This is a genomic window from Pseudomonas sp. SWRI77, assembly GCF_014269105.1.
In the GTDB taxonomy this organism is placed as follows: domain Bacteria; phylum Pseudomonadota; class Gammaproteobacteria; order Pseudomonadales; family Pseudomonadaceae; genus Aquipseudomonas; species Aquipseudomonas capeferrum.
In genome coordinates this window covers 24,910-51,656 of record NZ_JABWRV010000009.1, presented here as the reverse complement: position 1 = coordinate 51,656, position 26,747 = coordinate 24,910, and the positions used below count along the sequence as shown (strand labels likewise).

Genomic DNA, 26,747 nt, shown 5'->3' with positions numbered 1-26,747 from the left:
CAGGTGCCCGCTACCAGGCAGCGGCATGACGCACGGATTACAAATCCGTTATCCAGGCAAATCTTCCCCTCTCATGCCGTAACATCCTGCCGCTTGACCCTGATGTCACTACAGGGTCGAGAATCGCCCCCTTTTCACCTCTGCGAGCCCCCTTATGCGCCTACTGATCATCGAGGACGAGCTGCGTACCGCCGATTACCTACTGCAAGGCCTGCGCGAGAACGGCTACGTGGTCGACTGCGCCCATACCGGCACCGACGGCCTGCACCTGGCCCGCCAGCAGGCCTATGACCTGGTCATCCTCGACGTCAATTTGCCCGAGCTCGATGGCTGGACAGTACTGCAGCGACTGCGCGCCGAATCCGCCACGCGCATCATGATGCTGACCGCCCACGGCCGACTGGCCGACCGGGTCAAAGGGCTGGACCTGGGCGCCGACGACTACTTGCTCAAGCCGTTCGAGTTTCCCGAGCTGCTGGCGCGAATCCGTAGCCTGCTGCGCCGCAACGACCAGCAACTGCAGCCCAGCACCCTGCGCGTGGCCGACCTGGAGCTAGACCCTGGCCGCCATCGTGCTTACCGCGCAGGGCAACGCATCGACCTGACCGCCAAGGAGTTCGCCTTGCTGCACCTGCTGATGCGCCAGACCGGCGAGGTGCTGTCACGCACGCAAATCATCTCGTTGGTGTGGGACATGAACTTCGACTGTGACACCAATGTGGTCGAGGTCTCGATCCGCCGCCTGCGGGCAAAGATCGACGACCCCTTCGATGACAAGCTGATCCACACCCTGCGCGGCGTCGGCTATGTACTCGAGGCACGGTTTTGAACAACGCCAGCCTGTCGCTACGCCTGGGCTTGGGCGTCACGCTGATGGGGGCGGTGCTGGTGCTGCTGTTGGCCTGCCTGGCCGTAGTTGCCCTGGACCACGAACTGGACAGCCGCGCGCGCAAGGACCTGGCGCGCAAGATGCTGCAGGTCGAGCACAACCTGCGGGTCGACCTGCGCAGCGAAGACCTGGGCAGCCGCGCCCACCCTCTGCTTGACCTGGTGATGGGGCACGACAACCTCAGCCTCAGCGTGCTGGCCCTCGAAGGCCGCCACCCGCATCTGCTCAGCCTGGGGCCGGCGCTGGAGTCGCGCGTGGGCGAATTGCAGACCGGTGCCCAGTTGGCGTTCCACGCATGGCGCGACAGCCGTGGCAAGCAGATGCTGACTGCGACACGTCAGATGCGCTTGCGCGACGACACCCCGGTACGGGTGATGATGTCGCTCGACCGGGCCGACGACAACGCACTGCTTCAGGCTTACCTGCGTTCTACCGTGCTGGTCTTGCCTTTACTGCTGATATTGATCGGCGCTGCGGCATGGTGGCTGGTGCAGCGCGGGTTGGCCCCCCTGCAGCACTTCCGGCGCATTGCCGGGCAGGTATCGGCCCAGGACCTGCAACACCGCTTGCCCGCTACCGGCCTGCCGCAGGAGTTGGCAGCGCTGGCCACAAGCATCAACGTGATGCTCGACCGCCTCGACCAGGGCGTGAGCCAGCTGTCGCAATTTTCCGACGACCTGGCCCATGAGCTGCGCACGCCCTTGAGCAACCTGATGGGCAAGGCTCAGGTTACCCTGAGCCGTGAGCGCGACAATGCCAATTACCGGGAAGTGCTGGAAGACAGTATCGAAGAGCTGACCCGGCTCAACCGCATCATCAACGATATGCTGTTTCTCGCCCAGGTCAGCCAGCCGCAGGCCCAGGTGGCGCTCAAGCCCCTGGCACTGGCCGATGAGACGGCACAGGTGGTCGAGCTGTTCGCCATAAGCGCCGAGTTCAAGGATATCGAACTGCGCATTCGCGGTTGGGGCACGGCATCGGGTGATCGGTTGATGTTCCAGCGTGCCTTGTCGAACCTGTTGAGCAATGCCCTTCGGCATGCGCCGCCAGGCAAACCCATAGACCTAGGTATCGAGCGCCAGGGTGGCGATGTCAGGGTATGGGTTGAGAACCAGGGGGTGGGCATTGCCGCAGAGCATCAGCCGCAGTTGTTCGAGCGTTTTTACCGCGTGGGCGCTGGGCGCTCACGGCAGGAGGGTGGCACTGGCCTGGGGCTGGCAATTGTGAAATCGATCATGCAATTGCATGGGGGGCGGATTGAGGTCATGAGCAGCCCGGCAGGGCCGACCCGGTTTAGTCTGATATTTCCGGGTTAGCGATGGCCCTGGCAATGTCGCCGCGTGCAGGAGCGGCCTTGCGTCACGAAAGGGACGCAAGACCGCGCGTACAAAGGCCCTATGATCAGCGCGACGCCGCCACGATCAACGCCTTCATCTCCGCCACCGCCGCCTTGAAGCCGACGAACAGCGCATGGGCCACCAGCGCATGGCCGATGTTCAGCTCATTGATGCCCTTGATCGCCGCAACCGCCTCGACGTTGTGATAATGCAGGCCGTGGCCGGCATTGACGATCAGCCCCTGGGCCACGCCAAAGGCCACACCGTCAGCGATGCGCTTGAGCTCTTCAGCCACTTCGGTGGGGGTCTGGGCATCGGCGTAACGGCCGGTGTGCAGTTCGATGGCCGGGGCGCCCACGCGGCGTGAAGCTTCGATCTGGCGCTCGTCGGCGTCGATGAACAGCGACACTTCGGCACCGGTGCGCGCCAGGCGCTCGACGGCAGCCTTGATCCGCGCCTCTTGCCCCGCCACGTCCAGGCCGCCTTCGGTGGTCAGCTCCTGACGGGTCTCGGGCACCAGGCAGATGTGTGCCGGGCGAATCTTCTCGGCAAACGCCATCATCTCTTCGGTAACGCCCATCTCGAAGTTCATGCGCGTCTGCAGCACATCCTTGAGCACCACCACGTCGCGTTCCTGAATATGCCGGCGGTCTTCGCGCAGGTGCACGGTGATGCCGTCGGCACCCGCCTCTTCGGCGTCCAGGGCAGCCTTGACCGGGTCAGGGTAACGCGTGCCCCGGGCCTGGCGCAGCGTCGCCACGTGGTCGATGTTTACGCCGAGAAGCATGCGGTTGCTGTGAGTCACGAAAGGCTCTCCTGAAGATTTAGCCACACAGCATACGACGGGATCAGCGCTTGCGAAACAGTTCCCGACTGACCAGGGGCTTAGGGCCCAGGTGAACAGCCAGTGCCTGGCGCATCAGCCGTTTGGCGGCAAGCAAGGCACCTGGGGCTTCCCAGTCTGCTTCAGCCAGGGCCAGCAGCTCGGCACCCTGGAACAGGCCTGGCTGCACTAACTCGACCCGCTCAAGCCCGGCATCCACGCGCAAACGATAACGGCCATCGGCATCGATCGGCGTCCCGTTGACGTCATGCTGCAACGAAAACGCATAGCCGAGTTCGTCCAGCAGGCGCCATTCGAAGGAACGCAGCAGCGGCTCCAGAGGGCGCCCGGCGGCCAAGGCCTGCAAGGTCAGGGTGTAGTGTTCGAACAGCGCCGGGTGTGGGGCTTCGGCCGGGAGCAAACGCATGAGTAGCTCGTTGAGGTACAGCCCGCTGAACAGTGCATCGCCATGCAGCCAGGCGGCGATACCGAGGGCATCCAGGCGGCCGACATTCTTCAGCTCACCGCGCCCGCGCAGCTCCACCTCCAGCGGCACGAACGGCCGTACCAGGCTGCCCCCTTTGCCCCGCGCCCGGCGCAGCACGGCCCGCACTCGACCTTGCGGCGTGAGGAAGTCCACCAGTGCGCTGGTTTCCTTGTAGGCACGACTGTGCAGCACATAGGCCGGCTGGCCGACTGGTTGTTCCATGGGGAGTGGCCCGAAAGCAGAGCGGCCCGGAGAGATCCGGGCCGCTGGAGGGGTTACAGGTCGCCGTAGCCCAGCGAGCGCAGGGCGCGCTCATCGTCGGACCAGCCGCCCTTGACCTTGACCCAGAGGTTGAGCATGACCTTGGCGTCGAACAGCACTTCCATGTCCTTGCGCGCATCGGAACCAATGCGCTTGATACGCTCGCCCTTGTCACCGATGATGATCTTCTTCTGGCCATCACGTTCGACCAGGATCAGCGCATGGATGTGCAACACATGCCCCTGCTGCTTGAACTCTTCGATCTCTACGGTGATCTGGTACGGCAGCTCCGCACCCAACTGACGCATGATCTTCTCGCGCACCAGCTCGGCCGCCAGGAAACGGCTGCTGCGGTCGGTGATCTGGTCTTCCGGGAAGAAATGCTCGTTCTCTGGCAGGTGCTTGGCGATCAGCCCTTCCAGTGCCTCGAGGTTATGCCCCTGCTGGGCGGAGATCGGCACCACTTCCGCGTTCGGCAGTTGCTCCTGGAGCCATTGCAGGTGCGGGATCAGATCGGCTTTTTCTTCCAGACGGTCGGTCTTGTTGACCGCCAGGATGACCGGGCCACTGACGTACTGCACGCGCTCGAGCACCAGCTGGTCCTCGTCGGTCCAGCGGGTGCGGTCGACCACGAAGATCACCACATCGACGTCTTTCAAGGCAGCCGAAGCGTTACGGTTCATGTAACGGTTCAGGGCCTTGTCGTTGGCCTTGTGCATACCCGGCGTATCGACGTAGATCGCCTGCACATCACCTTCGGTCTTGATGCCGAGCATGTTGTGGCGGGTGGTCTGTGGCTTGCGCGAGGTGATCGCCAGCTTCTGGCCGAGGATGTGGTTGAGCAAGGTCGACTTGCCCACGTTGGGGCGGCCGACAATGGCCACGTAGCCGCAGCGGGTCGGATTGTTATCAGTCATTGCCATTCTCCACGCCCAAGGCGATCAGTGCAGCCGCGGCGGCGACTTGCTCGGCGATACGCCGGCTTACACCCTGACCACGGCTCTTGTTGTTCAGCAGAACCACTTCGCATTCGACGAAGAAGGTGCGGCAGTGCGGTTCGCCTTGGATGTCCACCACCTCGTAACGCGGCAGCTCACAGCTGCGCGACTGCAGAAACTCTTGCAGGCGGGTCTTGGGGTCCTTGTTGGTGTCGACCAGGGTCAGGCTTTCGAACTCATCGGCCAGCCAGGCCAGCACACGCTCGCGAGCGGTCTGCATGTCCGCGTCCAGGTAGATGGCGCCAATCAGCGCCTCCAGGGCATCGGCCAGGATCGATTCACGGCGGAAACCGCCGCTTTTAAGCTCACCAGAACCCAGGCGCAGGTATTCACCCAAGTCAAAACCCCGGGCCAGACGGGCCAGGGTTTCACCCTTGACCAGGCGGGCACGCAAGCGCGACAGCTGGCCTTCGCGGGCCTGCGGAAAGCGCTCGAACAGCGCCTCGCCCGCCACGAAGTTGAGAATGGCGTCGCCAAGAAACTCCAGGCGCTCGTTATTGCGCCCGGCGTAGCTGCGATGGGTCAGGGCCAGAAGCATCTGGTCCTGATCCTTGAAAGTGTATCCGAGCTTTCGCTCCAGAGTGGCAAGGGAAGCAGTCATGCGGCCACCCGTTGGTTGTTCAACGCGTTGTTCAAATCAACATCCTGAAAGACTGTTTGGCTGTGGTCCGCCGCTGCACACGACGAATCTCTCGATCCCTGAGAACACAGCCTATGTCAGAAATGCATTCGGCGCTGTCTGCTGGACAGCGCCGAAGGGTATCAATGGATCAGGCCGACCCGCGACAGGTTAGGCAGGTGGCTGAGCTTGGGCTCTGGCCAGCTCATCCAGACCGCGAAGGCCTTGCCGACAATGTTCCGGTCCGGAACCATGCCGTGCAGTTCCTTGGGAATGTTCGGATCATCCCAGTAGCGGCTATCGTTGGAGTTGTCGCGGTTGTCGCCCATCATGAAGTAGTGGCCGGCCGGTACGGTCCATTGCTGGTCCGGCGGCATGCGATAACGGCTCATCTCCTTGCGGATCAGGTGCTCGGCCTCGCCCAGCTTCTCCTTGTACAGCTCGGCGCTGCCCAAGGTGCCCGGCTCGGTGCCCACCAGTTGCTCGGCAATCGGCTGACCATTGACGTACAACCGCTTGTCATTGGTGTAGCGGATCTGGTCGCCCGGCAGGCCGACCACACGCTTGATGTAGTTGACGTTCGGGTCGCTCGGGTAGCGGAACACCATCACATCACCGCGTTGCGGGTCACCCACCTCGATGACCTTCTTGTCGATCACCGGCAGGCGAATGCCATAGGAGAACTTGTTCACCAGGATGAAGTCGCCCACTTCCAGGGTCGGTTTCATCGACCCCGAAGGGATCTGGAACGGCTCGACCAGAAACGAGCGCAGCACCAGCACGATGAACAGCACCGGGAAGAACGACTTGCCGTACTCGACCAGCAGCGGCTCCTTGTTCAGGCGCTCGACCACCGCCATCTCGGGCTGGCTGACGCTACCCTGATAGTTGGCGATTGCCGTTCGCCGGCGCGGGGCCAGGAACAGCAGGTCGATCAAGCCCAACAGGCCGCAGACGGCTACGGCGATGACTAGCAACAGCGGGAAATTTAGCGACATAGGACCTAGCTATCCAACCTGAGCACGGCGAGGAAGGCTTCTTGTGGAATTTCCACGTTACCGACCTGCTTCATGCGTTTCTTACCGGCCTTCTGCTTCTCCAGCAGTTTCTTCTTACGGCTGACGTCACCACCGTAGCACTTGGCCAGTACGTTCTTTCTGAGCGCCTTGACGGTTGTCCGCGCGATGATCTGGCCGCCAATGGCTGCCTGGATCGCCACATCGAACATCTGCCGAGGGATCAGTTCCTTCATCTTCTCGGTCAACGCACGGCCTTTGTACGCCGCGTTGTCGCGGTGCACGATCAGGGCCAGGGCATCGACCTTGTCGCCGTTGATCAGTACATCCAGCTTGACCAGGTTGGCCGACTGGTAGCGATCGAAATGATAGTCCAGCGAAGCGTATCCGCGACTGGTCGACTTGAGGCGGTCGAAGAAGTCCAGCACCACCTCGTTCATCGGCATGTCGTAACGCACCTGCACCTGGCTGCCAAGGAACTGCATGTCGCGCTGTACGCCACGCTTCTCGATGCACAGGGTGATGACGTTGCCCAGGTGCTCTTGCGGCACCAGGATGGTCGCGGTAACGATCGGCTCGCGGAAGTCGGTGACAGCCGAGACGTCCGGCAGCTTCGACGGGTTGTCGACGATGATGGTTTCGCCGGTCTTGAGTTCGAGCTCGTAGATCACGCTAGGAGCGGTGGTGATCAGGTCCAGGTCGTACTCGCGCTCCAGGCGCTCCTGGATGATCTCCATGTGCAGCATGCCCAGGAAGCCGCAGCGGAAACCGAAGCCCAGGGCGTCGGAGCTTTCCGGCATGTACTGCAACGACGAATCGTTGAGGGTCAGCTTTTGCAGGGCGTCACGGAAATCTTCGAAATCCTCGGAGCTGACCGGGAACAGGCCGGCATAGACCTGTGGCTGGATCTTCTTGAAGCCTGCGAGCACTTCGACTTCCGGGGTCGAGGACAGGGTCAGGGTGTCACCGACCGGTGCACCGTGAATGTCTTTGATGCTGGCGATGATGAAGCCCACTTCACCGGCCTTGAGGTCGGCGGTCTGGGTGTGTTTCGGGGTAAAGACGCCGACGCTGTCGACCAGGTGCACCTTGCCGGTGGACTTGACCAGGATCTTGTCGCCCTTCTTGACCCGGCCCTGGCGCACGCGCACCAGCGAGACCACGCCCAGGTAGTTGTCGAACCAGGAGTCGATGATCAGCGCCTGCAGCGGCGCGTCGATCTCACCCACAGGCGCGGGGATGGTGTGCACCAGGCGCTCGAGTACCTCGTCGACGCCCATGCCGCTCTTGGCACTGCAGGCCACGGCGTCGGTGGCGTCGATGCCGATGATCTTCTCGATCTCGTCCTTGACGCGGTCCGGGTCAGCCTGGGGCAGGTCCATCTTGTTCAACACCGGCATGACCTCGAGGCCTTGCTCGATGGCGGTGTAGCAGTTGGCCACGGACTGGGCTTCGACGCCCTGGCCGGCGTCCACCACCAGCAGCGCGCCTTCACAGGCGGCCAGCGAGCGCGAGACTTCATAGGTGAAGTCGACGTGGCCGGGGGTGTCGATGAAGTTCAGCTGGTAGGTCTTGCCGTCTTGCGCCTTGTAGTGAAGCGTGACGCTGTGGGCCTTGATGGTGATCCCGCGTTCGCGCTCCAGGTCCATGGAGTCAAGGACTTGAGCTTCCATTTCGCGCGCAGACAGGCCACCGCACATCTGAATGAAACGGTCGGCCAGCGTCGACTTGCCATGGTCGATGTGGGCGATGATGGAGAAATTGCGGATATGACTCAAATCACTCACGGGTCAACACTCGAAAAGGCTGCGAGCCGGGACGCCCGCCGAAAAATAGCCGGGAATTGTACCTCAAGCAGCAGGGATATGGGAGATTCCTGATCGGCTGTCTGTATGGACCCTGTCGCCGGCAAGCCGGCACCCATAGCGACAGCAACCCGCCTGAAACCGGCGTAGTACCGGTGAAGGCCGGCTTGCCGGCGGTAGGTACAGCACATGACCGATGTCTATTTTCATGAAAAAGGGCAGCCATGGCTGCCCTTTTCCTACCCGATGACCAGCTTATTCAGCCAGCTTGAAGGTAATGAAGCTTGCACGCCCCTGACGCAGCACGCGCATGGACACCGAACGGTTCTTCGGCAGGTCCTTGGCAATCTCGGTGAACTCCTTGGCCGAGCCGATTGCCTGGTTGTTCAGGTGGCTGATGACATCACCCGGGCGCAGGCCGATCAACGCTGCCGGGCCATCCTGAACTTCCTTGATCACCACGCCGCCCTTGAGTTCCAGAGCTTTCTTCTGCTCGGCGCTCAGATCGGCAACGGAAACACCCAGACGGTTGCTGCTGCGCTCGGCACTGCCTTCAGCGCCTGTACCGATGTCGGCGTCATCGTCCGGCAGTGCGCCGACGCTGACGTCCAGGTTCTGACGCTTGCCGTTACGGATAATCTCGAGCTTGGCCTTGTCACCATCCTTGAGGCTGCCGACCAGGTGCGGCAGGTCGGCCGACATGATGATCGGCTGGCCGTTCATGCTCAGAATCACATCACCCACCTGCAGGCCACCCTTGGCTGCCGGGCCGTCTTCCAGCACCTGGGCTACCAGGGCACCGGCCGGCTTGTCGAGGCCAAAGGATTCAGCCAGGTCCTTGTTGACCTCCTGAATGACCACGCCCAGCCAGCCACGGCTGACCTTGCCGTCTTTTTTCAGCTGGTTGGACACGTCGATGGCCACATCGATCGGGATAGCAAACGACAGGCCCATGAAACCGCCAGAGCGGGTGAAGATCTGCGAGTTGATACCCACGACCTCGCCATTCATGTTGAACAGCGGGCCACCGGAGTTACCCGGGTTGATGGCCACGTCAGTCTGGATGAACGGCACATAGGTATCGTTTGGCAACGTGCGCCCCTTGGCGCTGACGATGCCTTTGGTCACCGAGTGGTCGAAGCCAAACGGCGAACCGATGGCCAGTACCCACTCGCCTACCTTGAGCTTCTCGGAGTCACCCAGCTTGACGGTCGGCAGGTTCTTGCCTTCGACCTTGAGCAGCGCCACGTCGGTGCGCGGGTCGGTGCCGACCAGCTTGGCCTGCAGTTCGCTGCGGTCCGACAGGCGGACGATGATCTCGTCGGCATCGGCCACCACATGGTTGTTGGTCAGTACGTAGCCATCGCTGGAAATGATGAAGCCCGAGCCCAGCGACTGCGCTTCGCGCTGGCGATCACCACGCGGCGAGCGGGGCTGCTGCGGCATGTTGCGCTCGAAGAACTCACGGAACATCGGCGGCAAGCCTTCGAGGTCCGGCATCTGCCCTGCGGCGATGCGGCGGTCCGGCAGCTTCTGCTTGGTACTGATATTGACCACGGCCGGCGAGGCCTGCTCGACCAGCGTGGTGAAGTCCGGCAGGGCTTCTTCGGCCTGGGCGGTGAGCACCTGGCCGAGCATCAGCACGGCGGCGAACATCGATAGGTAGGGTTTCAAGCGTGGAATTGACATACGGCTCCCGTCACAACGAGCGTGGTTAGCGTAAGGCCCCTGCACAAGCAGGAAAGGCCAGGCTCCAAGAAGCCTGACCTATAGAAAATTTACCGAAAGAATGCAAATGACAATGCTTAAATTTCATTTCAGAGGCAGGTCTCTCACGCCGTAAACCGCCTGAAAAAGCACGCCATCATTGCCGCGCCTGGGCATCCTGAGCCCGCATCGACAGCGCAATGCGCTCTGCGGTACCCAAGGGTATTTCACCGACCACGGTGACCAGGACCTTGCCTTTGGGGGTATTGAGGCGGCGCGATACCGCTACGGTCGGGCCCAACTGAACGCGCGTGTCGATGCCTGAGTTGTCGTTGACCGGTTCGACGAATACCGATACGCGAGCCAGGCCATCGTCATACATCAAGCTGGTGACCGAGCTGTTGCGAGCCGCGTCGCGGCGTACCGAGCTGTTGACCAACTCGAAACCCGGCGGCAGCCAGTCCGAACGCCAGCCAGAGACCGCTTCTTGCGTCGTAGTGGCGCGATGCTCCACCGGCTTGCAGGCGGCACTGGCGCGCAAGTCTTCATCGGTAGGCAGGTCATCGGTATCCAGGCGGGTCATCTGGAAGCGCTCGAGCAACTGCCCTTTGTCGTTGAGCATCAACGAGCGCAGCGGCAAACCGGTACGGCGGTCCAGATGCAATTCGAAAGCGTAACGGTGCTGGTCGCGCGGGGTGAGCGTAACGATCACCGCATCGCGCCCGGCGACACGAGACTTGCCCGCCAAGCTGAGGTCGTACCAGCCCATCAACTTGAGTGGATCGAGCACACGCGGCGCGGCATCGGGCGGCGTCTTCACGCCGCTGACCAAGGCACCACTGACGCACGCCACCTTGCCGTCCACGCGCACGATTTCCTGGGCGGCGCCGTCGAGCTGCAGAAGCCGCTCACTGACCTTGCCGTCCTGAACCTTGTGCCAGATATCGTGGGAAGAAAAGCTGCCGTTGCGTTCGTAGATGAAAGAGCCTTGGTAGCTCTGCTTTTGCTCGGCCTGTGCCAGCTTGTTCAGCCACTCACTCGCCTCGGGCGAAGAGTTGGCCGCCAACGCTGGCACCGTCATGCAACTGCCTATCAGCAGCGACAAGAGAGGTAGCGCGCGCATGATCCTCCTTACTTAACGGGGTTATCCAGGCTGGCGGCGCGGGCATAAGGCAGAGCCGTTTCATTGCCCTTGAGCGCAGATTCCTGGGCATGCTGGCGCAGGTAGCCTGGCAGACGCTGATCCCAGCCGGCCTGGTTCTGCAGCACACCGTTGGCCATCGGCCCGGTCGGTTGCTCACTGCTTTCACTATAGCCTGCCAATACAGCCGGGCCTTGAGTTTGTGGCACGCTCAGCCCCTGCTGTGCAGGTTGCTGGGAAGCCAGCTCGGCACCGGTGATCTCATCCTGGTTGTACATGCGTACACCCGCCAGCACTGCGATCGTCACCGAGGCAGCAACTGCCAGCCGGCCGATGCTGCGCAATGGGCCTTTCTTGACCTTGGCCGGTACCGCTTCGTCGGCCAATGCTGCAGACACCGCCGAGGCGATATCGAGGTTTGGCAGCAGCAGTTCCTTGTGCATCGCTGCGCGGGCTACTTGGTAACGCGACCAGGTGGCACGGGTTTCGGCATCGTCGACGGCACTCAGTACCCGACGTAATTCCAGTTCGTCCGCTTCGTTATCCATTACCGCGGACAGCGATTCCTGCAACGCTTCACGACTCATGGCGGTTCCTCTCTTGGCTGTAGCCGCTGTCTCAGGTTTCCTGCAACAACGGCTGCAGGGCTTTATCTATGGCCTCCCGAGCGCGGAAGATTCGAGAGCGCACGGTACCCACCGGACATTGCATGACACTGGCAATGTCTTCGTAACTCAGTCCGTCGAACTCACGCAGGGTCAACGCCGTGCGCAGGTCTTCGGGCAGCTGCTGGATGGTGCGATGGACAGTGCCTTCGATTTCATCCCGCAACAACGAGCGCTCTGGGGACTCGAGATCCTTGAGACCATGATCGCCGTCGTAAAACTCCGCATCCTCGGAGCTGACATCGCTGTCTGGTGGCCGTCTTCCACGGGACACCAGGTAGTTCTTCGCCGTGTTGATGGCGATGCGGTACAGCCAGGTATAAAACGCACTGTCTCCGCGGAAATTGCCAAGCGCACGGTAGGCCTTGATAAAGGCTTCCTGCGCTACATCCTGGGCCTCGTGGGTATCGTGAACGAACCGCACGATCAACCCGAGAATCTTGTGCTGATACTTCAGCACCAACAGATCGAACGCTCGCCTGTCTCCACGCTGTACGCGCTCGACAAGCTGCTGATCCTCTTCCTGGGTTAGCATGAACACTCCTCAGTGAACTCGAAGGAGCGTTGCAACAGCCATCGTTCAGGCTTGCAAACATAGACTCGGGCTTTGCGCAAAAGTTCTCCCCTCCAAGCAAGTTTCCTGCAGCCCTTGGTCGGCTCGCACGGAAGACGCGGCGCGGACACGGCCGGCAACGTCGATAATCAGGTTTCGAATACGCAGGTGTCAGCCCGGATAGAGCTGCCGCCCTGCGTCGCCGCGGCAATATGTGGCGTGCGGGCAGCCTTCATAGGATTTCCGGCAATGTCGGAAAGTTCCCACAAAGGTTACCGCAAGCTGGCAAGTGGCATGGAAATTGGCCACCCGGGGCTGCTATAAAGGCAACCCGGCCTGGTTTAACGATAGTTTCACAATGCCATCGGCGCGTGACTATTGTGCCGCGCCCCTTCCGTAGATTACTAGTGTCCCGACATGAGCCAACAATTCCAACATGATGTCCTGGTGATCGGCAGCGGTGCCGCCGGTCTCAGCCTGGCACTGAACCTTCCCAGCCACCTGCGCGTCGCCGTGCTCAGCAAGGGCGACCTGTCAAATGGCTCGACGTTCTGGGCCCAAGGTGGCGTCGCCGCAGTGCTGGACGACACCGACACCGTCCAGTCGCATGTCGAGGATACCCTCAATGCCGGCGGCGGCCTGTGCCATGAAGACGCCGTGCGCTTCACCGTCGAGCACAGCCGCGAAGCCATCCAATGGCTGATCGAGCAAGGCGTGCCCTTTACCCGGGACGAGCAGCACGGCGTCGACGATGGGGGCTTCGAGTTCCACCTGACCCGCGAAGGCGGCCACAGTCATCGGCGCATCATCCACGCCGCCGATGCCACCGGCGCCGCGATCTTCACCACCCTACTGGCCCAGGCCCGAAAACGCCCGAATATCGAGTTGCTGGAGCAGCGCGTGGCGGTCGACCTGATTACTGAGCGCCGCCTGGGCCTGCCCGGCGAGCGCTGCCTGGGTGCGTATGTGCTTAACCGCAACAGCGGCGAAGTGGATACCTTTGGTGCGCGCTTCACCGTGCTGGCCACCGGTGGTGCGGCCAAGGTCTACCTGTATACCAGCAACCCGGACGGCGCCTGCGGCGACGGTATCGCCATGGCCTGGCGGGCCGGCTGCCGGGTGGCCAACCTTGAATTCAACCAGTTCCACCCGACCTGCCTGTACCACCCCCAGGCCAAGAGTTTTTTGGTCACCGAAGCCCTGCGCGGCGAAGGCGCCCTGCTGCGCCTGCCCAACGGCGAGCGGTTCATGCCGCGTTTCGACCCACGCGAAGAACTGGCCCCCCGCGACATCGTGGCCCGCGCCATCGACCACGAGATGAAGCGCCTGGGCGTGGACTGCGTGTACCTGGACATCACCCACAAGCCGGCCGAGTTCATCAAGGGCCACTTCCCCACCGTGTACGAGCGCTGCCTGACGTTCGGCATCGACATCACCCGCCAGCCGATCCCTGTGGTACCGGCGGCTCACTATACGTGCGGCGGGGTGGTGGTCGACGACCGCGGCCATACCGACGTGCCGGGGCTGTATGCCATCGGCGAGACCAGCTTCACCGGTTTGCATGGCGCCAACCGGATGGCCAGCAATTCGCTGCTCGAGTGCTTCGTCTATGGCCGCGCGGCTGCCGCAGACATCCAGGCGCACCTGGACCAGATCGAAATGCCCAAAGCCCTGCCCGGCTGGGATGCAAGCCAGGTCACCGACTCGGACGAGGACGTGATCATCGCGCACAACTGGGACGAGCTGCGCCGCTTCATGTGGGACTATGTGGGCATCGTGCGCACCAGCAAACGCCTGCAGCGTGCCGAACACCGCGTCCGCCTGCTGCTTGATGAAATCGACGAGTTCTACAGCAACTACAAGGTCAGCCGCGACCTGATCGAGTTGCGCAACCTGGCCCAGGTGGCGGAGCTGATGATTCGTTCGGCGATGCAGCGCAAGGAAAGCCGTGGTTTGCATTACACGCTGGATTATCCAGGGATGCTGGACGAGGCGAAGGACACCATCCTCAGCCCGTTCTGAAAACCATGCCGGCCTTTTCGCGGGTAACCCTGCGAAAAGGCCTGCGCCGTTTCGATCTATACCTGGCTTGCCTGCCCCCACCTGCGCCGGCTGAATTTCAGCCGTACCCGCAACCGCCGGTGCTCATCAGCCCCCAGCGCATCCGGCGGTATGCATTGGCTTTCCCCCAGCCAGCCCCCCGCCCGCACAAAGCGCAGCACCACCAGCCCCGGCACCACCACGCTATCGCGGCACAAGCGCACCGGCTGCCAGCCTCGGGCACGGCTCAGTACCTGCCAACCACGCGCATCACGGCGCACGCCCACAACGGCATGATCATGCGTCAACAGAATACGTCGGGGGATGGCCCAACTGGCGTGGGCAATGCAGGCGGCAGCAACAGCAAGGGACAGCCACCAGGGCAACGCACTCACCCACACGGTAAGCAGCGCCAGCGCCTGGCAACTCAGGTAGGCCGTCAGCAGCAGGCGCGAGCCCTGCCAACGGCTCTGGAAAAACTCACTTGGGCTGGACACGGTCCAGGATGATGCGGACCATGCGCTGCAACTCCGGGTCTTCAGACTCGGTGCGCTCCATGAACCAGCCGAACATGTCCTGATCCTCGCAGCTCAACAGGCGCACATAGAGCTCACGGTCGGCTTCGTTGAGGGTGGCGTAGACTTCCTGGGTGAAAGGCACCAGCAGTACGTCCAGTTCCAGCATGCCGCGACGGCTGTGCCAGAAAAGCCGGTTGAGTTCAGTTTGTTCGACCATGGGGCCCTCCTCGAATGGCCCGCCAGTATACAGCCAGGCGAGCGAAGCGGCACAGGGCGTTGGTCTAGTCACCTACCTATTTTGTTACTGGCGTTCTATGATGGCCGCCAGTCTTTAAGCCACCGCGATGACCCATGGCCGATTCCGCTTTCTTCAGCCCTCTGTCCCACGAGGGCATCCTCGCCGTCCGCGGCTCCGACGCAGGCAAGTTCCTGCAGGGCCAGCTGACCTGCAACATCAACTACCTCAGCCAGGAACATGCCAGCCTCGGCGCCCGCTGCATGGTCAAGGGGCGCATGCAGTCGAGTTTTCGCATCGTGCCGGAAGGCAACGGCTACCTGCTGGCCATGGCCAGCGAACTGCTCGACGCGCAGTTGGCCGACCTGAAGAAGTACGCCGTGTTCTCCAAAGCCACCCTCAGCGACGAAAGCGCCGCCTGGGCACGCTTTGGCCTGCAGGGCGGCGATGCAGCGCTGCTGGCACTGGGTGTGACGCCACCCACCGAGGCGGGCGCCACCGTGCGCCACGCGGGCCTGATCGCCATTGCCGTGTCGGCGGGCCGGGTTGAACTGTGGGCACCGGCCGAGCAATCCAGCGCAGTGTCCGCAACACTTGCCGCAAGCTTGCCCGAAGGCAGCCTCAATGACTGGCTGCTGGGCCAGGTTCGCGCCGGCATCGGCCAGGTCATGGGCCCTACCCGTGAACTGTTCATCCCGCAGATGATCAACCTGCAGGCCGTCGACGGTGTCAGCTTCAAGAAGGGCTGCTACACCGGCCAGGAAATCGTCGCCCGCATGCAGTACCTGGGCAAGCTCAAGCGCCGTCAGTACCGCCTGGCGCTCGACCAGCAGGCCATCCCCGCGCCCGGTGCCGAGATCTTCTCGCCAACCCATGGCTCGTCGGTCGGTGAAGTGGTGATTGCTGCCAGCACCGGTGTAGGTTGTGAGTTGCTCGCGGTGCTCAGCGCCGATGCGGTGAACGATGACAACCTGCACCTGGGCAGCCTGGAAGGGCCACGCCTGCACGTGCTGAGCCTGCCCTACGAACTGGACCGCGACCGGGAAATCCAGCGCTGACCAGCCTGCCCCGTCCGCGTGACGGGGCCGCACCACCACTGCGGTAGAGAAGTCCATGAACAAGCTGGCCGAGATGGTTCAAGCACAACTGCTTGAAGCCATCGAAAAGGATGACCTGGTCCTGCCCACCCTCCCCGAGGTTGCCTTGAGCATCCGCGAGGCGGCCGAGGACAGCGAGATCAGTGTGTCGGCCTTGAGCAAGGTGATCGGCCGCGACGCAGCCCTCTCGGCGCGGCTGATCAAAGTGGTCAACAGCCCGCTGCTGCGTGCCGCGGTAGAGGTCACCGACCTGCACACTGCAATCACCCGCCTGGGCATCAACTACAGCTGCAACCTGGCCATCGGCTTGGTGATCGAGCAGATCTTCCATGCCCGCTCGCCAGCCGTTGAGCAAAAACTGCGCGATATCTGGGTAAACAGCCTGGAAGTTGCAGGTATCAGCTATGAAATAAGCCGCCGCTACACCCACCTGAAACCAGACCAGGCCACCCTCGGCGGGCTGGTCAACCAGATCGGTGCGCTGCCCGTACTGATTTACGCCGAGGAACACAACGAGCTGCTCTCCGACCCGGTCTGCCTGCATTACGTGATCGAGCAGATCCAACCGGCGCTGGGCGACAAGATCCTCAAGGCATGGGAGTTTCCCGAGCAGTTGGTCAACCTGCCAAGCCAGGTTCAGGACCTTGACCGGCAGACCGACAAGGTCGATTACATCGACGTCGTGCAGATCGCCCGTTGCATCAGCCAGCGGGGGCGCAGCCGGCCGTTGGCGGCACTGCCGGCGTACCGCCACCTGGGGCTGCCGTTCGGCACCGAGCTTGAGGTGGAAGAGTTGCTTGAGGCGCGGAGCCTGTTGCGCTGATGGCGCCGGGGCCTCCTTGAGGCCCAGCGGTTGCAGACTCAATCGGCGATAAAGCTCACGCGCACCCGCAAGCCGCCCTTTTGCCCATCGTGCAGGCTGATCTGCGCCAAGTGCGCGCGGCAGATCTCGCCGACAATGGCCAGCCCAAGCCCACTGCCCTGGGCACTGCGGCGGTAGAAGCGCTCGAACACCCGTTCGCGCTCCTCCTCGGGAATACCCGGGCCATCATCCTCGACTTCCAGCACCGCTGGCGCCACCACCCGCAAGATCACGTTGCCACCGGCCGGGGTATGCGCCAGGGCGTTATCCACCAGGTTGCTCAACAGCTCGTTGAGCAAGGTCGGCTCGCCCTTGAGCCAGACCGGCGCCTCGGCCTCCAGGGCCAGCGCCACCCCGCGTTTGTGGGCCAGCGGCGCCATGGCCATGCCCAGTTCGCGGGCCAGTTGGCTAAGGTCCAGGCGCTGCGCGCCACCTTCGGCGATCGCCCTGGCACCATTCTCGACCCGCGCCAGAGACAACAACTGGTTGGCCAGGTGCGTCAGGCGGTCGGTGCCCTGGGCTGCGGACTCCAGGGTCTGGCGCCATTGCTCGGGCTCGGACGCGCGCAAGCCCAACTCGACCCGTGCCTTGAGCGCCGCCAGGGGGGTACGCAATTCGTGGGCGGCGTCGGCGATGAACTGCGCCTGTCGTTCGAACTGACCGCGCAAGCGCTCGGTGAAATGGTTCAAGGCACGCACCAGCGGGCCCAGTTCGCGTTGCACCTGGACCACAGGCAAGGCCCGCAGGTCGTCGGGCTGACGCTCTTCCACGGCGGTGCGCAGGCGCTCCAGCGGGCGTAGCGCCGCACTGATGGCAAACCACACCATCACCAAGGCGCCCAGCGCCAGCATGCCCAGGCGCAGCAGGGTGTCGGCCATCAACCCCCGCGCCATGCGCACGCGCGCCTCCTCGGTCTCGGCCACGCGAATTTCCGCCATGCCGTTCATGTTCGGCTCGCTGACCGGCTTGAGCAGGCTGACCACACGCACGTCCTGGCCGAGGTAGGTCGCATTGTAGAAACGCGCCAGCGCCGGGTAGTCATCCGTGCGCGGCGTGCCCGGCGGCGGTGCTGGCAGGTTCTCGTAGCCGGAAATCAACCGCTGCTTGATGTCCAGTACCTGGTAGTAGATGCGCCCGGCACTGTCGTACGCGAACGTGTCCAGGGCCACGTAGGGCACATCCGCGCTCAACGAGCCATCGCGTTGCGACAAGCCTGCGGCGATGGTCCGCGCCGAGGCCAGCAAGGTCCGGTCGTACGCCGTGTCGGCGGCTTCGCGGCCGTTCCAGTAGGCGCTCAGGCCGCTGGCCAGCATCAGCACCACCAGCAGCAGTGCCAAGTTGCCCAGCAGCCGCCCACGCAGGCTGCCGTTGTCACGCATCGCGATGCTCGAGCAGGTAGCCCAGGCCACGGAAGGTGACGATGGCCACCGGGTGGCCGTCGAGTTTCTTGCGCAGGCGGTGGATATAGATTTCGATGGCATCGGGGCTGGCCTCCTCGTCCAGGCCAAACACCTGGGCGGCCAGTTGCTCCTTGCTCATGACCCGGCCTGGGCGTGCGATCAGCGCTTCAAGCACGCTCTGCTCTCGTGAGGTCAGGGTCAGGTTGTCTTCGCCGAGGCTGAAGCGCCGGGTGTCCAGGTCGTACACCAGCGGCCCGCAGCGCTGCTGGCGCTCGCCACCGAGCACGCTACGGCGCAGCAAGGCCTTGACCCGAGCTTCCAGCTCGGTCAGTTCGAAGGGCTTGGCGAGGTAATCGTCAGCGCCCAGGTTCAGCCCGTGAACCCGGTCCTTGACGTCACTGCGCGCGGTCAGCATCAGCACCGGCAGGGTCTTGCCGCGCCCGCGCAGGCGCGCCAGCACCTCGAAGCCATCCATGCGCGGCAAGCCGACATCGAGCACGGCAACCGCATATTCCTCACTGGCCAGGGCCAGGTCGGCAGCCACGCCGTCATGCAGTACATCCACGGTCAAGCCGTGGCTTTTCAAGGCCTGGGCCACGCTTTCGGCCAGTTGCAGGTGGTCTTCGACCAACAGCACACGCATCGGTTTCTCCCTGCTCGGGTGGGGCGGTGGCGCGGAGTGTACCGCTGTAGACCCGCCTGTGAAGCCCCTTGTAACAAACCTTTCTCGTTGAAAGGTTAGCGAAAGGTTGGCGACCTAGCATCGCACCACGGTCGCCCCACGCGCCGAAAAAAGCACCAGCAAGGTGCAACCAATAAGAACAATAAACGGAGCCATCTCGATGCTGTCATCGCAGCCGCAGGCGTTCGCGCCTACTCGTTCCTTTGCCGCACGCCCCTCCGCCATCGCCAGCGCCGTTGCGCTTGCCGGTGTCGCACCGCTGAGCCAGGCCGCCTTCTTCGAAGACAGCACGGCGACCTTCGAAACCCGCAACATGTACTTCAACCGCGACTTTCGCGACGGCACCAGCGCGCAGCAATCCAAGCGCGACGAATGGGCCCAGGGCTTCATCCTCAACTTCGAGTCCGGCTACACCGATGGCACCGTGGGCTTTGGCCTGGATGCGCTGGGCATGCTCGGCATCAAGCTCGACTCCAGCCCCGACCGCACCGACACCGGCCTGCTGCCGACCCATGACGACGGCAAGGCTGCCGACGAGTACTCCAAGCTCGGCCTGACCGGCAAGATCAAGGTGTCCAAGACCGAACTGAAAGTCGGCACGCTGATCCCGGAACTGCCAACCCTGCAGCCCAACGACGGGCGCATTCTGCCGCAAACCTTCGAAGGCGGCCTGCTGACCTCGAAAGAAATCAGCCACCTGACCTTCACCGGTGGGCGCCTGGAAAAGGCCAAGGACCGCAACGACACCAACTGGGAAGACCTGGCGCTCAACAACAAGAACGGCCGCTTCGGTGGCACCTTCTCGGCCGACAACCTGGACCTTGCAGGCCTGGATTACCAGTTCACCGATCGCATCACCGGTAGCTACCACTTCGCCCAGCTCGACGACATCTACCGCCAGCACTTCCTGGGCATGGTCGCCACCCAGCCGTGGGGCCCAGGCACCTTCGGCGCCGACCTGCGCCTGGCGGTGAGTGATGACCAAGGCCAGGCCAAGGCCGGCAATATCGACAACACCACCGTCAACGGCATGCTCAGCTACGCCCTGGGCGGGCACAAGGTCAGCGCCGCCTACCAGCACCTGTCCGGTGACAGCGCCTTCCCCTACATCGACGGCGCCGACCCGTACCTGGTCAACTTCGTGCAGATCAACGACTTCGCCGGGGCCGACGAGCATTCCTGGCAGATGCGCTACGACTACAACTTCGCCGCCCTGGGCATCCCCGGCCTGACCTTCATGACCCGTTACATCAGCGGCGACAACGTCAGCCGCGCCGATGGCAGCGAGGGCAAGGAGTGGGAGCGCAACACCGAGTTCAAGTACGTGGTACAAAGCGGCCCGTTGAAAAACGTCGCCGTGCGCTTGCGCAATGCCACCTTCCGCTCGAATTTTGCCCGCGACGCCGACGAAGTGCGGCTGCTGGTGAGCTACAGCGTGGCCCTGTGGTAACCCAATAACAACAACGCTCACGGAGATTGACGATGACCTTTTCACTGCGCCGCCTCGTCCTCGCTACCGGCTGCCTGCTGCTGGCCGGCAATGCCCTCGCCGCCGAACCGAAACGCCCCGAATGCATCGCCCCCGCCTCGCCGGGTGGTGGCTTCGACCTGACCTGCAAGCTGGTGCAAAGCGCGCTGGTGCAGGAGAAAATCCTCAGCAAGCCCATGCGCGTCACCTACATGCCCGGCGGTGTCGGGGCTGTGGCCTACAACGCCGTGGTGGCCCAGCGCCCAGGTGATGCCGGCACCCTGGTGGCCTGGTCGAGCGGCTCGCTGTTGAACCTGGCCCAGGGCAAGTTCGGCCGCTTCGACGAGAGCGCGGTGAAATGGCTGGCAGCGGTCGGCACCAGCTACGGGGCCATCGCCGTGAAAAGCGATTCGCCCTACAAGACCCTCGACGACCTGGTCGCCGCGCTGAAAAAAGACCCGGGCAAGGTGGTGATCGGCTCTGGCGGCACCGTCGGCAGCCAGGACTGGATGCAGACCGCACTGATCGCCAAGGCCGCCGGTATCAACCCGCGTGACCTGCGCTACGTGGCCCTGGAAGGCGGCGGCGAAATTGCCACCGCGCTGCTGGGCGGGCATATCCAGGTGGGCTCCACCGACATCTCCGACTCCATGCCGCACATCCAGAGCGGCAACATGCGCATCCTCGCGGTGTTCTCCGAGAACCGCCTGGACGAGCCGGAGATGAAAGACATCCCCACCGCCAAGGAGCAGGGCTACGACATCGTCTGGCCGGTAGTACGCGGCTTCTACCTCGGGCCGAAGGTGAGCGACGAAGACTACGCCTGGTGGAAAGCCTCGTTCGACAAGATGCTGGCCTCCGAAGACTTCGCCACGTTGCGTGACCAGCGCGAGCTGTTCCCGTTCGCCATGACCGGTGAAGAGCTGGACGGCTATGTGAAGAAGCAGGTGGCTGACTACAAGGCACTGGCCAAGGAATTCGGCCTGATCCAGTAAGGCCTGACGACCTGTCACCGCCCGCGTGGGAGCGGGCGTGCCCCGCGAAGCCAACACCGCGATGCATGGCACCGGCTTTGCCGGTGTTCGCGGGGCAAACCCGCTCCCACAAGGGCCGCGCTGTTCAGAATAAAAACGAGGATTCCCCGATGATCCTGCAACGTCTCTTCGCCCTGGCCTTGCTGGCCGTCTGCGCCGCCCTGGCCGTGATGGCCTGGCCGTACCAGGCTGCGTTTTCCTACGAGCCGGTTGGCCCGCGCGCCTACCCGCTGTTGATGCTCGGCCTGATGGGCCTGGGCCTGCTGTACCTGGTGATCCGCCCCACGCCGATCGTGCGCAAGGACGACGAACCCGAACTGGACCGCGAAACCCTGATCAAGATCGCCGCCTGTGTCGGCCTGCTGGTCGTCTTCGCTGCCACCTTCGAAGCCCTGGGCTTCATCCTCAGCGCGATCCTGATCGGCCTGCCGATGGCCCGGCTGTACGGCGGGCGCTGGTTGCACAGCGCCATCGTAGTGGTCGGCATGAGCCTGTTCCTCTACTGGCTGTTCGACCGCGTCATGGACGTGCCCCTGCCCCTTGGCCTGCTGAGCGTACTGGAGAACTGACACATGGATACCTTGAGCTATCTGGGCCAGGGCTTTGGCGTCGCCCTGAGCCCGTACAACCTGGTCACCGCCCTCTGTGGCACCCTGATCGGCACCGTGGTCGGGCTGTTGCCGGGCCTGGGCCCGATCAACGGCGTGGCGCTGCTGATCCCCATCGCCTTTGCCTTGGGCCTGCCCCCTGAGTCGGCACTGATCCTGCTGGCCGCGGTTTACCTGGGCTGTGAATACGGCGGGCGCATCAGCTCGATCCTGCTGAACATCCCGGGCGAAGCTTCGACCGTGATGACCACCCTCGACGGCTACCCGATGGCCCGTCAGGGCCTGGCCGGCGTGGCGCTGTCGCTGTCTGCCTGGAGTTCGTTCATCGGCGCCTTCATCGCCACCTGCGGCATGGTGCTGTTCGCCCCGCTGTTGGCAAAATGGGCCATCGCTTTCGGCCCGGCGGAGTACTTCGTGCTGATGGTGTTCGCCATCGTCGCCCTGGGCGGCATGGCCGGCGACAAGCCATTGAAAACCTTCATCGCCGCACTGATCGGCCTGTTCCTGTCGGCAGTCGGCATCGATGCCAACAGCGGCGTGTACCGCTTCACCGGTGACAGCGTGCACCTGGCCGACGGCATCCAGTTCGTGGTGCTGGTGCTGGGGCTGTTCTCGGTCAGCGAAATCCTCCTGCTGCTGGAAAAGACCCACCATGGCCACCAGGCAGTCAAGGCCACCGGGCGCATGCTGTTCAACTTCAAGGAAGCCGCCTCGGTGTTCGTGGTCAACATCCGCTGCGGCCTGCTCGGCTTCATCATGGGCGTGCTGCCGGGCGCTGGCGCCACCCTGGCCAGTGCCGTGGCCTACATGACCGAGAAGCGTATCGCCGGCGAAAGCGGCACGTTCGGCAAGGGCGATGCCCGCGGCCTGGCCGCCCCGGAAACCGCCATCGGTGCATCCTGCTGCGGCGCCCTGGTACCGATGCTGACCCTGGGTGTGCCAGGCTCAGGTACCACGGCAGTGATGATCGGTGCACTGACCCTGTACAACATCACCCCCGGCCCACTGCTGTTCGAGCAGCAGCCCGACATCGTCTGGGGCCTGATCGCCTCGTTGTTCATCGCCAACATCATGCTGGTGATCCTCAACATCCCGATGATCCGCATCTTCACCCGCATCCTTGCGGTACCGAACTGGGCGCTGGTGCCGGTCATCGCGATCATCACCGCGATCGGCGTGTACGCCGTGCATGCCACCACCTTCGACCTGTTCCTGATGGTCGGCATCGGCATCATGGGCTATATCCTGCGCAAGCTGGACTTCCCGCTGTCGCCGATCCTGCTCGGTTTCATCCTCGGCGGGCTGATGGAACAGAACCTGCGCCGTGCGCTGTCGATCTCCAACGGTGAGCTGGGCATCCTCTGGTCGAGCCCGATCAGCCTGGGTGGCTGGATATTGGTGGGCTGCATGCTCTGCCTGCCGCTGCTGCGTATCTGGCGCAAGCGCAGCCAGCAACGCCGGGCCATGGCTGATGCCTGATCGGTCGTTGCCGCTGTACTGGGCTACCGGGCTGGTCGGCCTTGCTGGCGGGTATCTCGCCAGCCGGGTCGGCTGGCCTTTGCCCTGGATGGTCGGCTCGTTGCTGGCGATCATCCTGGTGCGCTGCCTGACGCCCTGGCAACTTTCGGAAATCCCCCATGGCCGCAAATGCGGGCAATGGATCATCGGCATCGGCATCGGCCTGCACTTCACCCCGGCGGTTATCGAGCAGGTGGCCAGCCACTTTGCGCTGATCTTCTTTGGCGCGCTGTTCACTACCCTGTCCAGCGTCATCAGCGTGTGGTTGCTGCGCCGCACCGGCGAGGACCGCGCGACCGCCTTCTTCGCCAGCATGCCGGGTGGGTCGGGGGAGATGGTCAACCTGGGGGCGCGCAACGGTGCAGTGCTCAGCCAGGTCGCCGCAGCGCAGAGCTTGCGGGTACTGGCAGTGGTGCTGTGCGTGCCGGCGCTGTTCAAGTTGCTGCTGGGTGACGGAGTGGCGCTGAACCACGCGGGCAGCGTCAGCTGGGGCTGGCTGACCTTGATCGCACCGCTGGGCATTGCCGTGGCGCTGCTCTGGCAACGCCTGCGCCAGCCCAACCCCTGGCTGTTCGGCCCCTTGCTGGTGGCGGCCACGTTAAGCCTTGCCGGCAACCTGCAGATCGCCCTGCCCGAGGGTGCCAGCCAAGTCGGCCAGTGGTTGATCGGCAGCGGGCTGGCATGTCACTTCAACCGTGCGTTCTTCCGCCGGGCACCGTCGTTCCTGGGGCGTACCCTGGTGGCCACGGCCTTGTGCATGCTGATCGCCGCCAGTGCCGCCTGGGCATTGAGCGTGATGACCGCACTGGACCTGCGCTCGTTGACGCTGGGGATGATGCCGGGCGGGATTGCCGAGATGAGCCTGACAGCCGAGACCCTGCAGTTGTCGGTGCCGCTGGTGACGGCATTGCAGGTGATGCGCTTGCTGTTCGTGCTGTTTCTGGCAGAGCCGTTGTTCCGGCTCTGGAATGCTGGGCAACGCTGAAATACGCATCACCTCGCGAGGGAGGTGATGCGGTCTGTCACAGCGGCGGCAAGGCCCAGTTGATCGGTGCCAACCCGCGCTGTTCAAGGAAGCCATTAGCCCGGCTGAAATGCCCGCAGCCGAGGAACCCACGGTACGCCGACAACGGCGACGGATGCACCGACTTGAGCACCAGGTGCTTGGTGCCGTCGATCAGTTTCTGCTTGCCCTGGGCATGCGCGCCCCACAGCAGGAACACCACGTTCGGGCACTGCTCGCTGACCACCTGTATGACGCGGTCGGTAAAGAACTCCCAGCCTTTCTTGGCATGCGAAGCCGCATTGGCACGCTCCACGGTCATGGTCGTGTTGAGCAGCAGCACGCCCTGCTCGGCCCAGCTCTGCAAATAGCCGTGGCTGGCGATCGGGATGCTCAGGTCGCGCTGCAGCTCCTTGTAGATATTGACCAGCGACGGCGGCGTGGCAATGCCGGGCTGCACCGAGAAGCACAGGCCATGGGCCTGCCCGGGGCCGTGATAAGGGTCCTGGCCGAGGATCACCACCTTGACCTGCGGCAGCGGCGTCGAATTGAGCGCATTGAAGATCAGCGGGCCCGGTGGGTAGATTTCCTTGCCGGCCGCGTGCTCCTGACGCAGGAAGTCACGCAGCTGATGCATGTAGGGCTGGTCGAATTCGTCGCGCAATGCGGCTTTCCAGCTGGGTTCGAGTTTGATGCGATCGTCGTCAGTCATGGGGCCATCCGTAAACAATGGCGCGACACTAGGTAAGCCACTCCCGCTTGTCAAACGATCCGACCGACGACCGGCATGATCGCCCAGGCAGGCCATACTTGAGCCATGACCTGCGAGAGGTAGTCCATGTCCATTCATTGCGAGGTACTCACCGGTGCCGACGGCGCCGGCATCGGCATCGCCACCCTGGATGCACCCAAAGCGCTGAATGCGCTGAACCTGCGGATGATCGAAGTGCTCGGCGAACAACTGCACGCCTGGGCCCGCGACCCCGAAATCGTCTGCGTGCTGTTGCGCGGCAACGGCACCAAGGCGTTCTGCGCGGGGGGCGATGTGCGTGCGCTGGCCCAGGCCTGCCGGGCACACCCGGGCAGCGTGCCGCCGTTGGCCGCCGCCTTCTTCGCCGCAGAATACCGCCTCGATTTCGCCCTGCACACGTACCCCAAACCCTTGCTGTGCTGGGGGCATGGGCATGTGCTGGGCGGGGGCATGGGCTTGTTGCAAGGCGCCAGCGTGCGCATCGTCACCCCCAGTAGCCGCCTGGCCATGCCAGAGATCAGCATTGGTTTGTACCCCGACGTCGGCGCCAGTTGGTTCCTGGCCCGCCTGCCAGGCAAGCTCGGGTTGTTCCTGGGGCTCACCGGCGCCCCGATCAACGCCCATGATGCCCTCGACCTGGGCCTGGCCGACCGGTTCCTGGGTGAGTACCAGCAAGAGGCGTTGATCGAAGAGTTGCTGCAACTGAACTGGCAGGAACAGACCGCCCTGCAATTGAACAGCCTGCTCAAGGCCGAACAGCACCGCGCCTGCGCCGAGCTGCCCGAAGCGCAGTGGCTGCCCCGCCGCGACGAGATCGATCGGTTGCTCGACGTTGCCGACCCTGCCGCCGCGTGGCGAGCACTGGAGGGCCTGAAATACCATGATGACCCGCTGCTGGCCGAAGCCGGCAAACGGCTGCACGAAGGCTGCCCGCTGACGGCGCACCTGGTCTGGGAACAGATACGCAGGGCGCGGCACCTGTCGCTGGCGCAGGTCTTCCAGATGGAATACAGCATGAGCCTGAACTGCTGCCGACACCCGGACTTCAGCGAAGGGGTGCGCGCACGCCTGCTGGACAAAGACAATCAGCCGCGCTGGCACTGGCCGGATGTAGCCCAGGTACCGGCGGCGGTGGTCGAGGCGCACTTTGCCAAGGTCTGGGAAGGGCGCCACCCGTTGGCGGATCTCGCTGATCAGGTATGACCGGGTCATGGAAAGGGGCGCAAAGCG

General features: G+C 63.5%; 26 protein-coding genes. 11 read left to right on the top strand and 15 right to left on the bottom strand.

Features of this window, described 5'->3' with window-relative positions:
* Window positions 1-154 precede the first annotated feature (154 nt).
* Together HU766_RS11345 and HU766_RS11340 are read left to right on the top strand one after the other, a co-directional pair.
* A complete protein-coding gene (locus tag HU766_RS11345) occupies window positions 155-829 on the top strand; it encodes a heavy metal response regulator transcription factor (protein WP_033702706.1) in 675 nt (224 codons plus the stop codon).
* Entirely contained in the window at window positions 826-2,205 is a 1,380-nt protein-coding gene (locus HU766_RS11340; protein ID WP_186656620.1) for a heavy metal sensor histidine kinase, read from the top strand. The genes HU766_RS11345 and HU766_RS11340 overlap by 4 nt, the downstream gene beginning before the upstream one ends.
* 85 nt (window positions 2,206-2,290) lie before the next feature.
* Here the strand turns inward: HU766_RS11340 and pdxJ are convergent, their stop codons facing one another.
* From pdxJ to rpoE, 10 genes are all read right to left on the bottom strand, one after another.
* Window positions 2,291-3,031, bottom strand: a complete 741-nt coding sequence (gene pdxJ, locus HU766_RS11335; RefSeq protein ID WP_033702708.1) for a pyridoxine 5'-phosphate synthase — start codon at window positions 3,029-3,031, stop codon at window positions 2,291-2,293.
* Window positions 3,032-3,074: 43 nt separating this feature from the next.
* Window positions 3,075-3,758, bottom strand: a complete 684-nt coding sequence (recO, locus tag HU766_RS11330; protein ID WP_186656619.1) for a DNA repair protein RecO — start codon at window positions 3,756-3,758, stop codon at window positions 3,075-3,077.
* 53 nt (window positions 3,759-3,811) lie between these two features.
* A complete protein-coding gene (gene era, locus HU766_RS11325; RefSeq protein WP_027594149.1) occupies window positions 3,812-4,714 on the bottom strand; it encodes a GTPase Era in 903 nt (300 codons plus the stop codon).
* Window positions 4,707-5,396, bottom strand: coding sequence for a ribonuclease III (rnc, locus tag HU766_RS11320; RefSeq protein WP_033702710.1), 690 nt, complete (start codon window positions 5,394-5,396; stop codon window positions 4,707-4,709). Before rnc ends, era begins: the two co-directional genes overlap by 8 nt.
* A gap of 161 nt (window positions 5,397-5,557) precedes the next feature.
* A complete protein-coding gene (gene lepB / locus HU766_RS11315) occupies window positions 5,558-6,412 on the bottom strand; it encodes a signal peptidase I (protein WP_033702711.1) in 855 nt (284 codons plus the stop codon).
* Window positions 6,413-6,417: 5 nt separating this feature from the next.
* Window positions 6,418-8,217, bottom strand: a complete 1,800-nt coding sequence (gene lepA, locus HU766_RS11310; protein ID WP_033702712.1) for a translation elongation factor 4 — start codon at window positions 8,215-8,217, stop codon at window positions 6,418-6,420.
* A gap of 273 nt (window positions 8,218-8,490) precedes the next feature.
* Window positions 8,491-9,924 carry a DegQ family serine endoprotease gene (locus tag HU766_RS11305; protein WP_186656617.1) on the bottom strand — a complete coding sequence of 478 codons (1,434 nt, stop codon included), beginning with the start codon at window positions 9,922-9,924 and terminating at the stop codon, window positions 8,491-8,493.
* 175 nt (window positions 9,925-10,099) lie between these two features.
* A complete protein-coding gene (locus HU766_RS11300; RefSeq protein ID WP_033702714.1) occupies window positions 10,100-11,065 on the bottom strand; it encodes a MucB/RseB C-terminal domain-containing protein in 966 nt (321 codons plus the stop codon).
* Window positions 11,066-11,073: 8 nt separating this feature from the next.
* Window positions 11,074-11,670: an RseA family anti-sigma factor gene (locus HU766_RS11295; protein ID WP_033702715.1), complete on the bottom strand. Its 597-nt coding sequence runs from the start codon at window positions 11,668-11,670 to the stop codon at window positions 11,074-11,076.
* Window positions 11,671-11,701: 31 nt separating this feature from the next.
* Complete coding sequence (gene rpoE, locus HU766_RS11290; RefSeq protein WP_003252049.1) at window positions 11,702-12,283, bottom strand: RNA polymerase sigma factor RpoE; 582 nt, start codon at window positions 12,281-12,283, stop codon at window positions 11,702-11,704.
* Between the two features lie 435 nt (window positions 12,284-12,718).
* Between rpoE and nadB the strand changes: the two genes are divergently transcribed.
* A complete protein-coding gene (gene nadB, locus HU766_RS11285; protein ID WP_033702716.1) occupies window positions 12,719-14,323 on the top strand; it encodes an L-aspartate oxidase in 1,605 nt (534 codons plus the stop codon).
* A 56-nt stretch (window positions 14,324-14,379) separates the two neighbouring features.
* Here the strand turns inward: nadB and HU766_RS11280 are convergent, their stop codons facing one another.
* Both HU766_RS11280 and HU766_RS11275 read right to left on the bottom strand, forming a co-directional pair.
* Window positions 14,380-14,838 carry a protein YgfX gene (locus HU766_RS11280; RefSeq protein ID WP_186656614.1) on the bottom strand — a complete coding sequence of 153 codons (459 nt, stop codon included), beginning with the start codon at window positions 14,836-14,838 and terminating at the stop codon, window positions 14,380-14,382.
* A complete protein-coding gene (locus tag HU766_RS11275) occupies window positions 14,822-15,076 on the bottom strand; it encodes a succinate dehydrogenase assembly factor 2 (RefSeq protein WP_027594141.1) in 255 nt (84 codons plus the stop codon). The genes HU766_RS11280 and HU766_RS11275 overlap by 17 nt, the downstream gene beginning before the upstream one ends.
* Before the next feature lie 134 nt (window positions 15,077-15,210).
* On the opposite strand from HU766_RS11275, the gene HU766_RS11270 reads away from it, so the two are divergent.
* On the top strand, window positions 15,211-16,152 hold the full coding sequence (locus HU766_RS11270; RefSeq protein ID WP_033702718.1) for a folate-binding protein YgfZ: 942 nt from the start codon (window positions 15,211-15,213) through the stop codon (window positions 16,150-16,152).
* A gap of 55 nt (window positions 16,153-16,207) precedes the next feature.
* Complete coding sequence (locus HU766_RS11265; RefSeq protein WP_186656611.1) at window positions 16,208-17,014, top strand: HDOD domain-containing protein; 807 nt, start codon at window positions 16,208-16,210, stop codon at window positions 17,012-17,014.
* A 38-nt stretch (window positions 17,015-17,052) separates the two neighbouring features.
* Here HU766_RS11265 and HU766_RS11260 read toward each other — a convergent pair whose 3' ends face one another.
* Together HU766_RS11260 and HU766_RS11255 are read right to left on the bottom strand one after the other, a co-directional pair.
* Entirely contained in the window at window positions 17,053-18,432 is a 1,380-nt protein-coding gene (locus HU766_RS11260) for a sensor histidine kinase (RefSeq protein ID WP_033702720.1), read from the bottom strand.
* A complete protein-coding gene (locus HU766_RS11255; protein ID WP_027594137.1) occupies window positions 18,425-19,096 on the bottom strand; it encodes a response regulator in 672 nt (223 codons plus the stop codon). The genes HU766_RS11260 and HU766_RS11255 overlap by 8 nt, the downstream gene beginning before the upstream one ends.
* A 199-nt stretch (window positions 19,097-19,295) precedes the next feature.
* Between HU766_RS11255 and HU766_RS11250 the strand changes: the two genes are divergently transcribed.
* The 5 genes from HU766_RS11250 (at window position 19,296) to HU766_RS11230 (ending at window position 24,748) form a co-directional block, all read left to right on the top strand.
* Window positions 19,296-20,585: an OprD family porin gene (locus tag HU766_RS11250; protein ID WP_047583619.1), complete on the top strand. Its 1,290-nt coding sequence runs from the start codon at window positions 19,296-19,298 to the stop codon at window positions 20,583-20,585.
* Window positions 20,586-20,617: 32 nt separating this feature from the next.
* Window positions 20,618-21,598 carry a tripartite tricarboxylate transporter substrate binding protein gene (locus HU766_RS11245; protein WP_033702722.1) on the top strand — a complete coding sequence of 327 codons (981 nt, stop codon included), beginning with the start codon at window positions 20,618-20,620 and terminating at the stop codon, window positions 21,596-21,598.
* A gap of 149 nt (window positions 21,599-21,747) precedes the next feature.
* Window positions 21,748-22,206 (top strand): tripartite tricarboxylate transporter TctB family protein, encoded by a 459-nt coding sequence (locus HU766_RS11240; RefSeq protein ID WP_186656609.1) that lies wholly within the window; start codon window positions 21,748-21,750, stop codon window positions 22,204-22,206.
* Window positions 22,207-22,209: 3 nt separating this feature from the next.
* A complete protein-coding gene (locus tag HU766_RS11235; protein ID WP_186656606.1) occupies window positions 22,210-23,724 on the top strand; it encodes a tripartite tricarboxylate transporter permease in 1,515 nt (504 codons plus the stop codon).
* The gene (locus HU766_RS11230) at window positions 23,717-24,748 is read left to right on the top strand and encodes an AbrB family transcriptional regulator (RefSeq protein ID WP_186656602.1); all 1,032 of its coding nucleotides are present in this window, start codon (window positions 23,717-23,719) and stop codon (window positions 24,746-24,748) included. Before HU766_RS11235 ends, HU766_RS11230 begins: the two co-directional genes overlap by 8 nt.
* A gap of 37 nt (window positions 24,749-24,785) precedes the next feature.
* Here HU766_RS11230 and ung read toward each other — a convergent pair whose 3' ends face one another.
* Window positions 24,786-25,478 (bottom strand): uracil-DNA glycosylase, encoded by a 693-nt coding sequence (gene ung, locus HU766_RS11225; protein WP_186656599.1) that lies wholly within the window; start codon window positions 25,476-25,478, stop codon window positions 24,786-24,788.
* Window positions 25,479-25,604: 126 nt separating this feature from the next.
* On the opposite strand from ung, the gene HU766_RS11220 reads away from it, so the two are divergent.
* Window positions 25,605-26,720 carry an enoyl-CoA hydratase/isomerase family protein gene (locus tag HU766_RS11220; protein ID WP_156310221.1) on the top strand — a complete coding sequence of 372 codons (1,116 nt, stop codon included), beginning with the start codon at window positions 25,605-25,607 and terminating at the stop codon, window positions 26,718-26,720.
* Window positions 26,721-26,747 lie beyond the last annotated feature (27 nt).

Excerpts from the sequence above, each read along its gene's own strand:
- HU766_RS11345 (WP_033702706.1), top strand. The coding sequence starts at position 155 with ATGCGCCTACTGATCATCGAGGACGAGCTGCGTACCGCCGATTACCTA.
- rnc (WP_033702710.1), bottom strand. The coding sequence starts at position 5,396 with ATGACTGCTTCCCTTGCCACTCTGGAGCGAAAGCTCGGATACACTTTC.
- HU766_RS11230 (WP_186656602.1), top strand. The coding sequence starts at position 23,717 with ATGCCTGATCGGTCGTTGCCGCTGTACTGGGCTACCGGGCTGGTCGGC.
- HU766_RS11235 (WP_186656606.1), top strand. The coding sequence starts at position 22,210 with ATGGATACCTTGAGCTATCTGGGCCAGGGCTTTGGCGTCGCCCTGAGC.
- rpoE (WP_003252049.1), bottom strand. The coding sequence starts at position 12,283 with ATGCTAACCCAGGAAGAGGATCAGCAGCTTGTCGAGCGCGTACAGCGT.
- HU766_RS11295 (WP_033702715.1), bottom strand. The coding sequence starts at position 11,670 with ATGAGTCGTGAAGCGTTGCAGGAATCGCTGTCCGCGGTAATGGATAAC.
- HU766_RS11220 (WP_156310221.1), top strand. The coding sequence starts at position 25,605 with ATGTCCATTCATTGCGAGGTACTCACCGGTGCCGACGGCGCCGGCATC.
- ung (WP_186656599.1), bottom strand. The coding sequence starts at position 25,478 with ATGACTGACGACGATCGCATCAAACTCGAACCCAGCTGGAAAGCCGCA.
- HU766_RS11300 (WP_033702714.1), bottom strand. The coding sequence starts at position 11,065 with ATGCGCGCGCTACCTCTCTTGTCGCTGCTGATAGGCAGTTGCATGACG.
- HU766_RS11260 (WP_033702720.1), bottom strand. The coding sequence starts at position 18,432 with ATGCGTGACAACGGCAGCCTGCGTGGGCGGCTGCTGGGCAACTTGGCA.
- HU766_RS11245 (WP_033702722.1), top strand. The coding sequence starts at position 20,618 with ATGACCTTTTCACTGCGCCGCCTCGTCCTCGCTACCGGCTGCCTGCTG.
- nadB (WP_033702716.1), top strand. The coding sequence starts at position 12,719 with ATGAGCCAACAATTCCAACATGATGTCCTGGTGATCGGCAGCGGTGCC.
- HU766_RS11265 (WP_186656611.1), top strand. The coding sequence starts at position 16,208 with ATGAACAAGCTGGCCGAGATGGTTCAAGCACAACTGCTTGAAGCCATC.
- HU766_RS11255 (WP_027594137.1), bottom strand. The coding sequence starts at position 19,096 with ATGCGTGTGCTGTTGGTCGAAGACCACCTGCAACTGGCCGAAAGCGTG.
- recO (WP_186656619.1), bottom strand. The coding sequence starts at position 3,758 with ATGGAACAACCAGTCGGCCAGCCGGCCTATGTGCTGCACAGTCGTGCC.
- HU766_RS11275 (WP_027594141.1), bottom strand. The coding sequence starts at position 15,076 with ATGGTCGAACAAACTGAACTCAACCGGCTTTTCTGGCACAGCCGTCGC.
- era (WP_027594149.1), bottom strand. The coding sequence starts at position 4,714 with ATGACTGATAACAATCCGACCCGCTGCGGCTACGTGGCCATTGTCGGC.
- HU766_RS11250 (WP_047583619.1), top strand. The coding sequence starts at position 19,296 with ATGCTGTCATCGCAGCCGCAGGCGTTCGCGCCTACTCGTTCCTTTGCC.
- HU766_RS11270 (WP_033702718.1), top strand. The coding sequence starts at position 15,211 with ATGGCCGATTCCGCTTTCTTCAGCCCTCTGTCCCACGAGGGCATCCTC.
- HU766_RS11240 (WP_186656609.1), top strand. The coding sequence starts at position 21,748 with ATGATCCTGCAACGTCTCTTCGCCCTGGCCTTGCTGGCCGTCTGCGCC.
- HU766_RS11305 (WP_186656617.1), bottom strand. The coding sequence starts at position 9,924 with ATGTCAATTCCACGCTTGAAACCCTACCTATCGATGTTCGCCGCCGTG.
- lepB (WP_033702711.1), bottom strand. The coding sequence starts at position 6,412 with ATGTCGCTAAATTTCCCGCTGTTGCTAGTCATCGCCGTAGCCGTCTGC.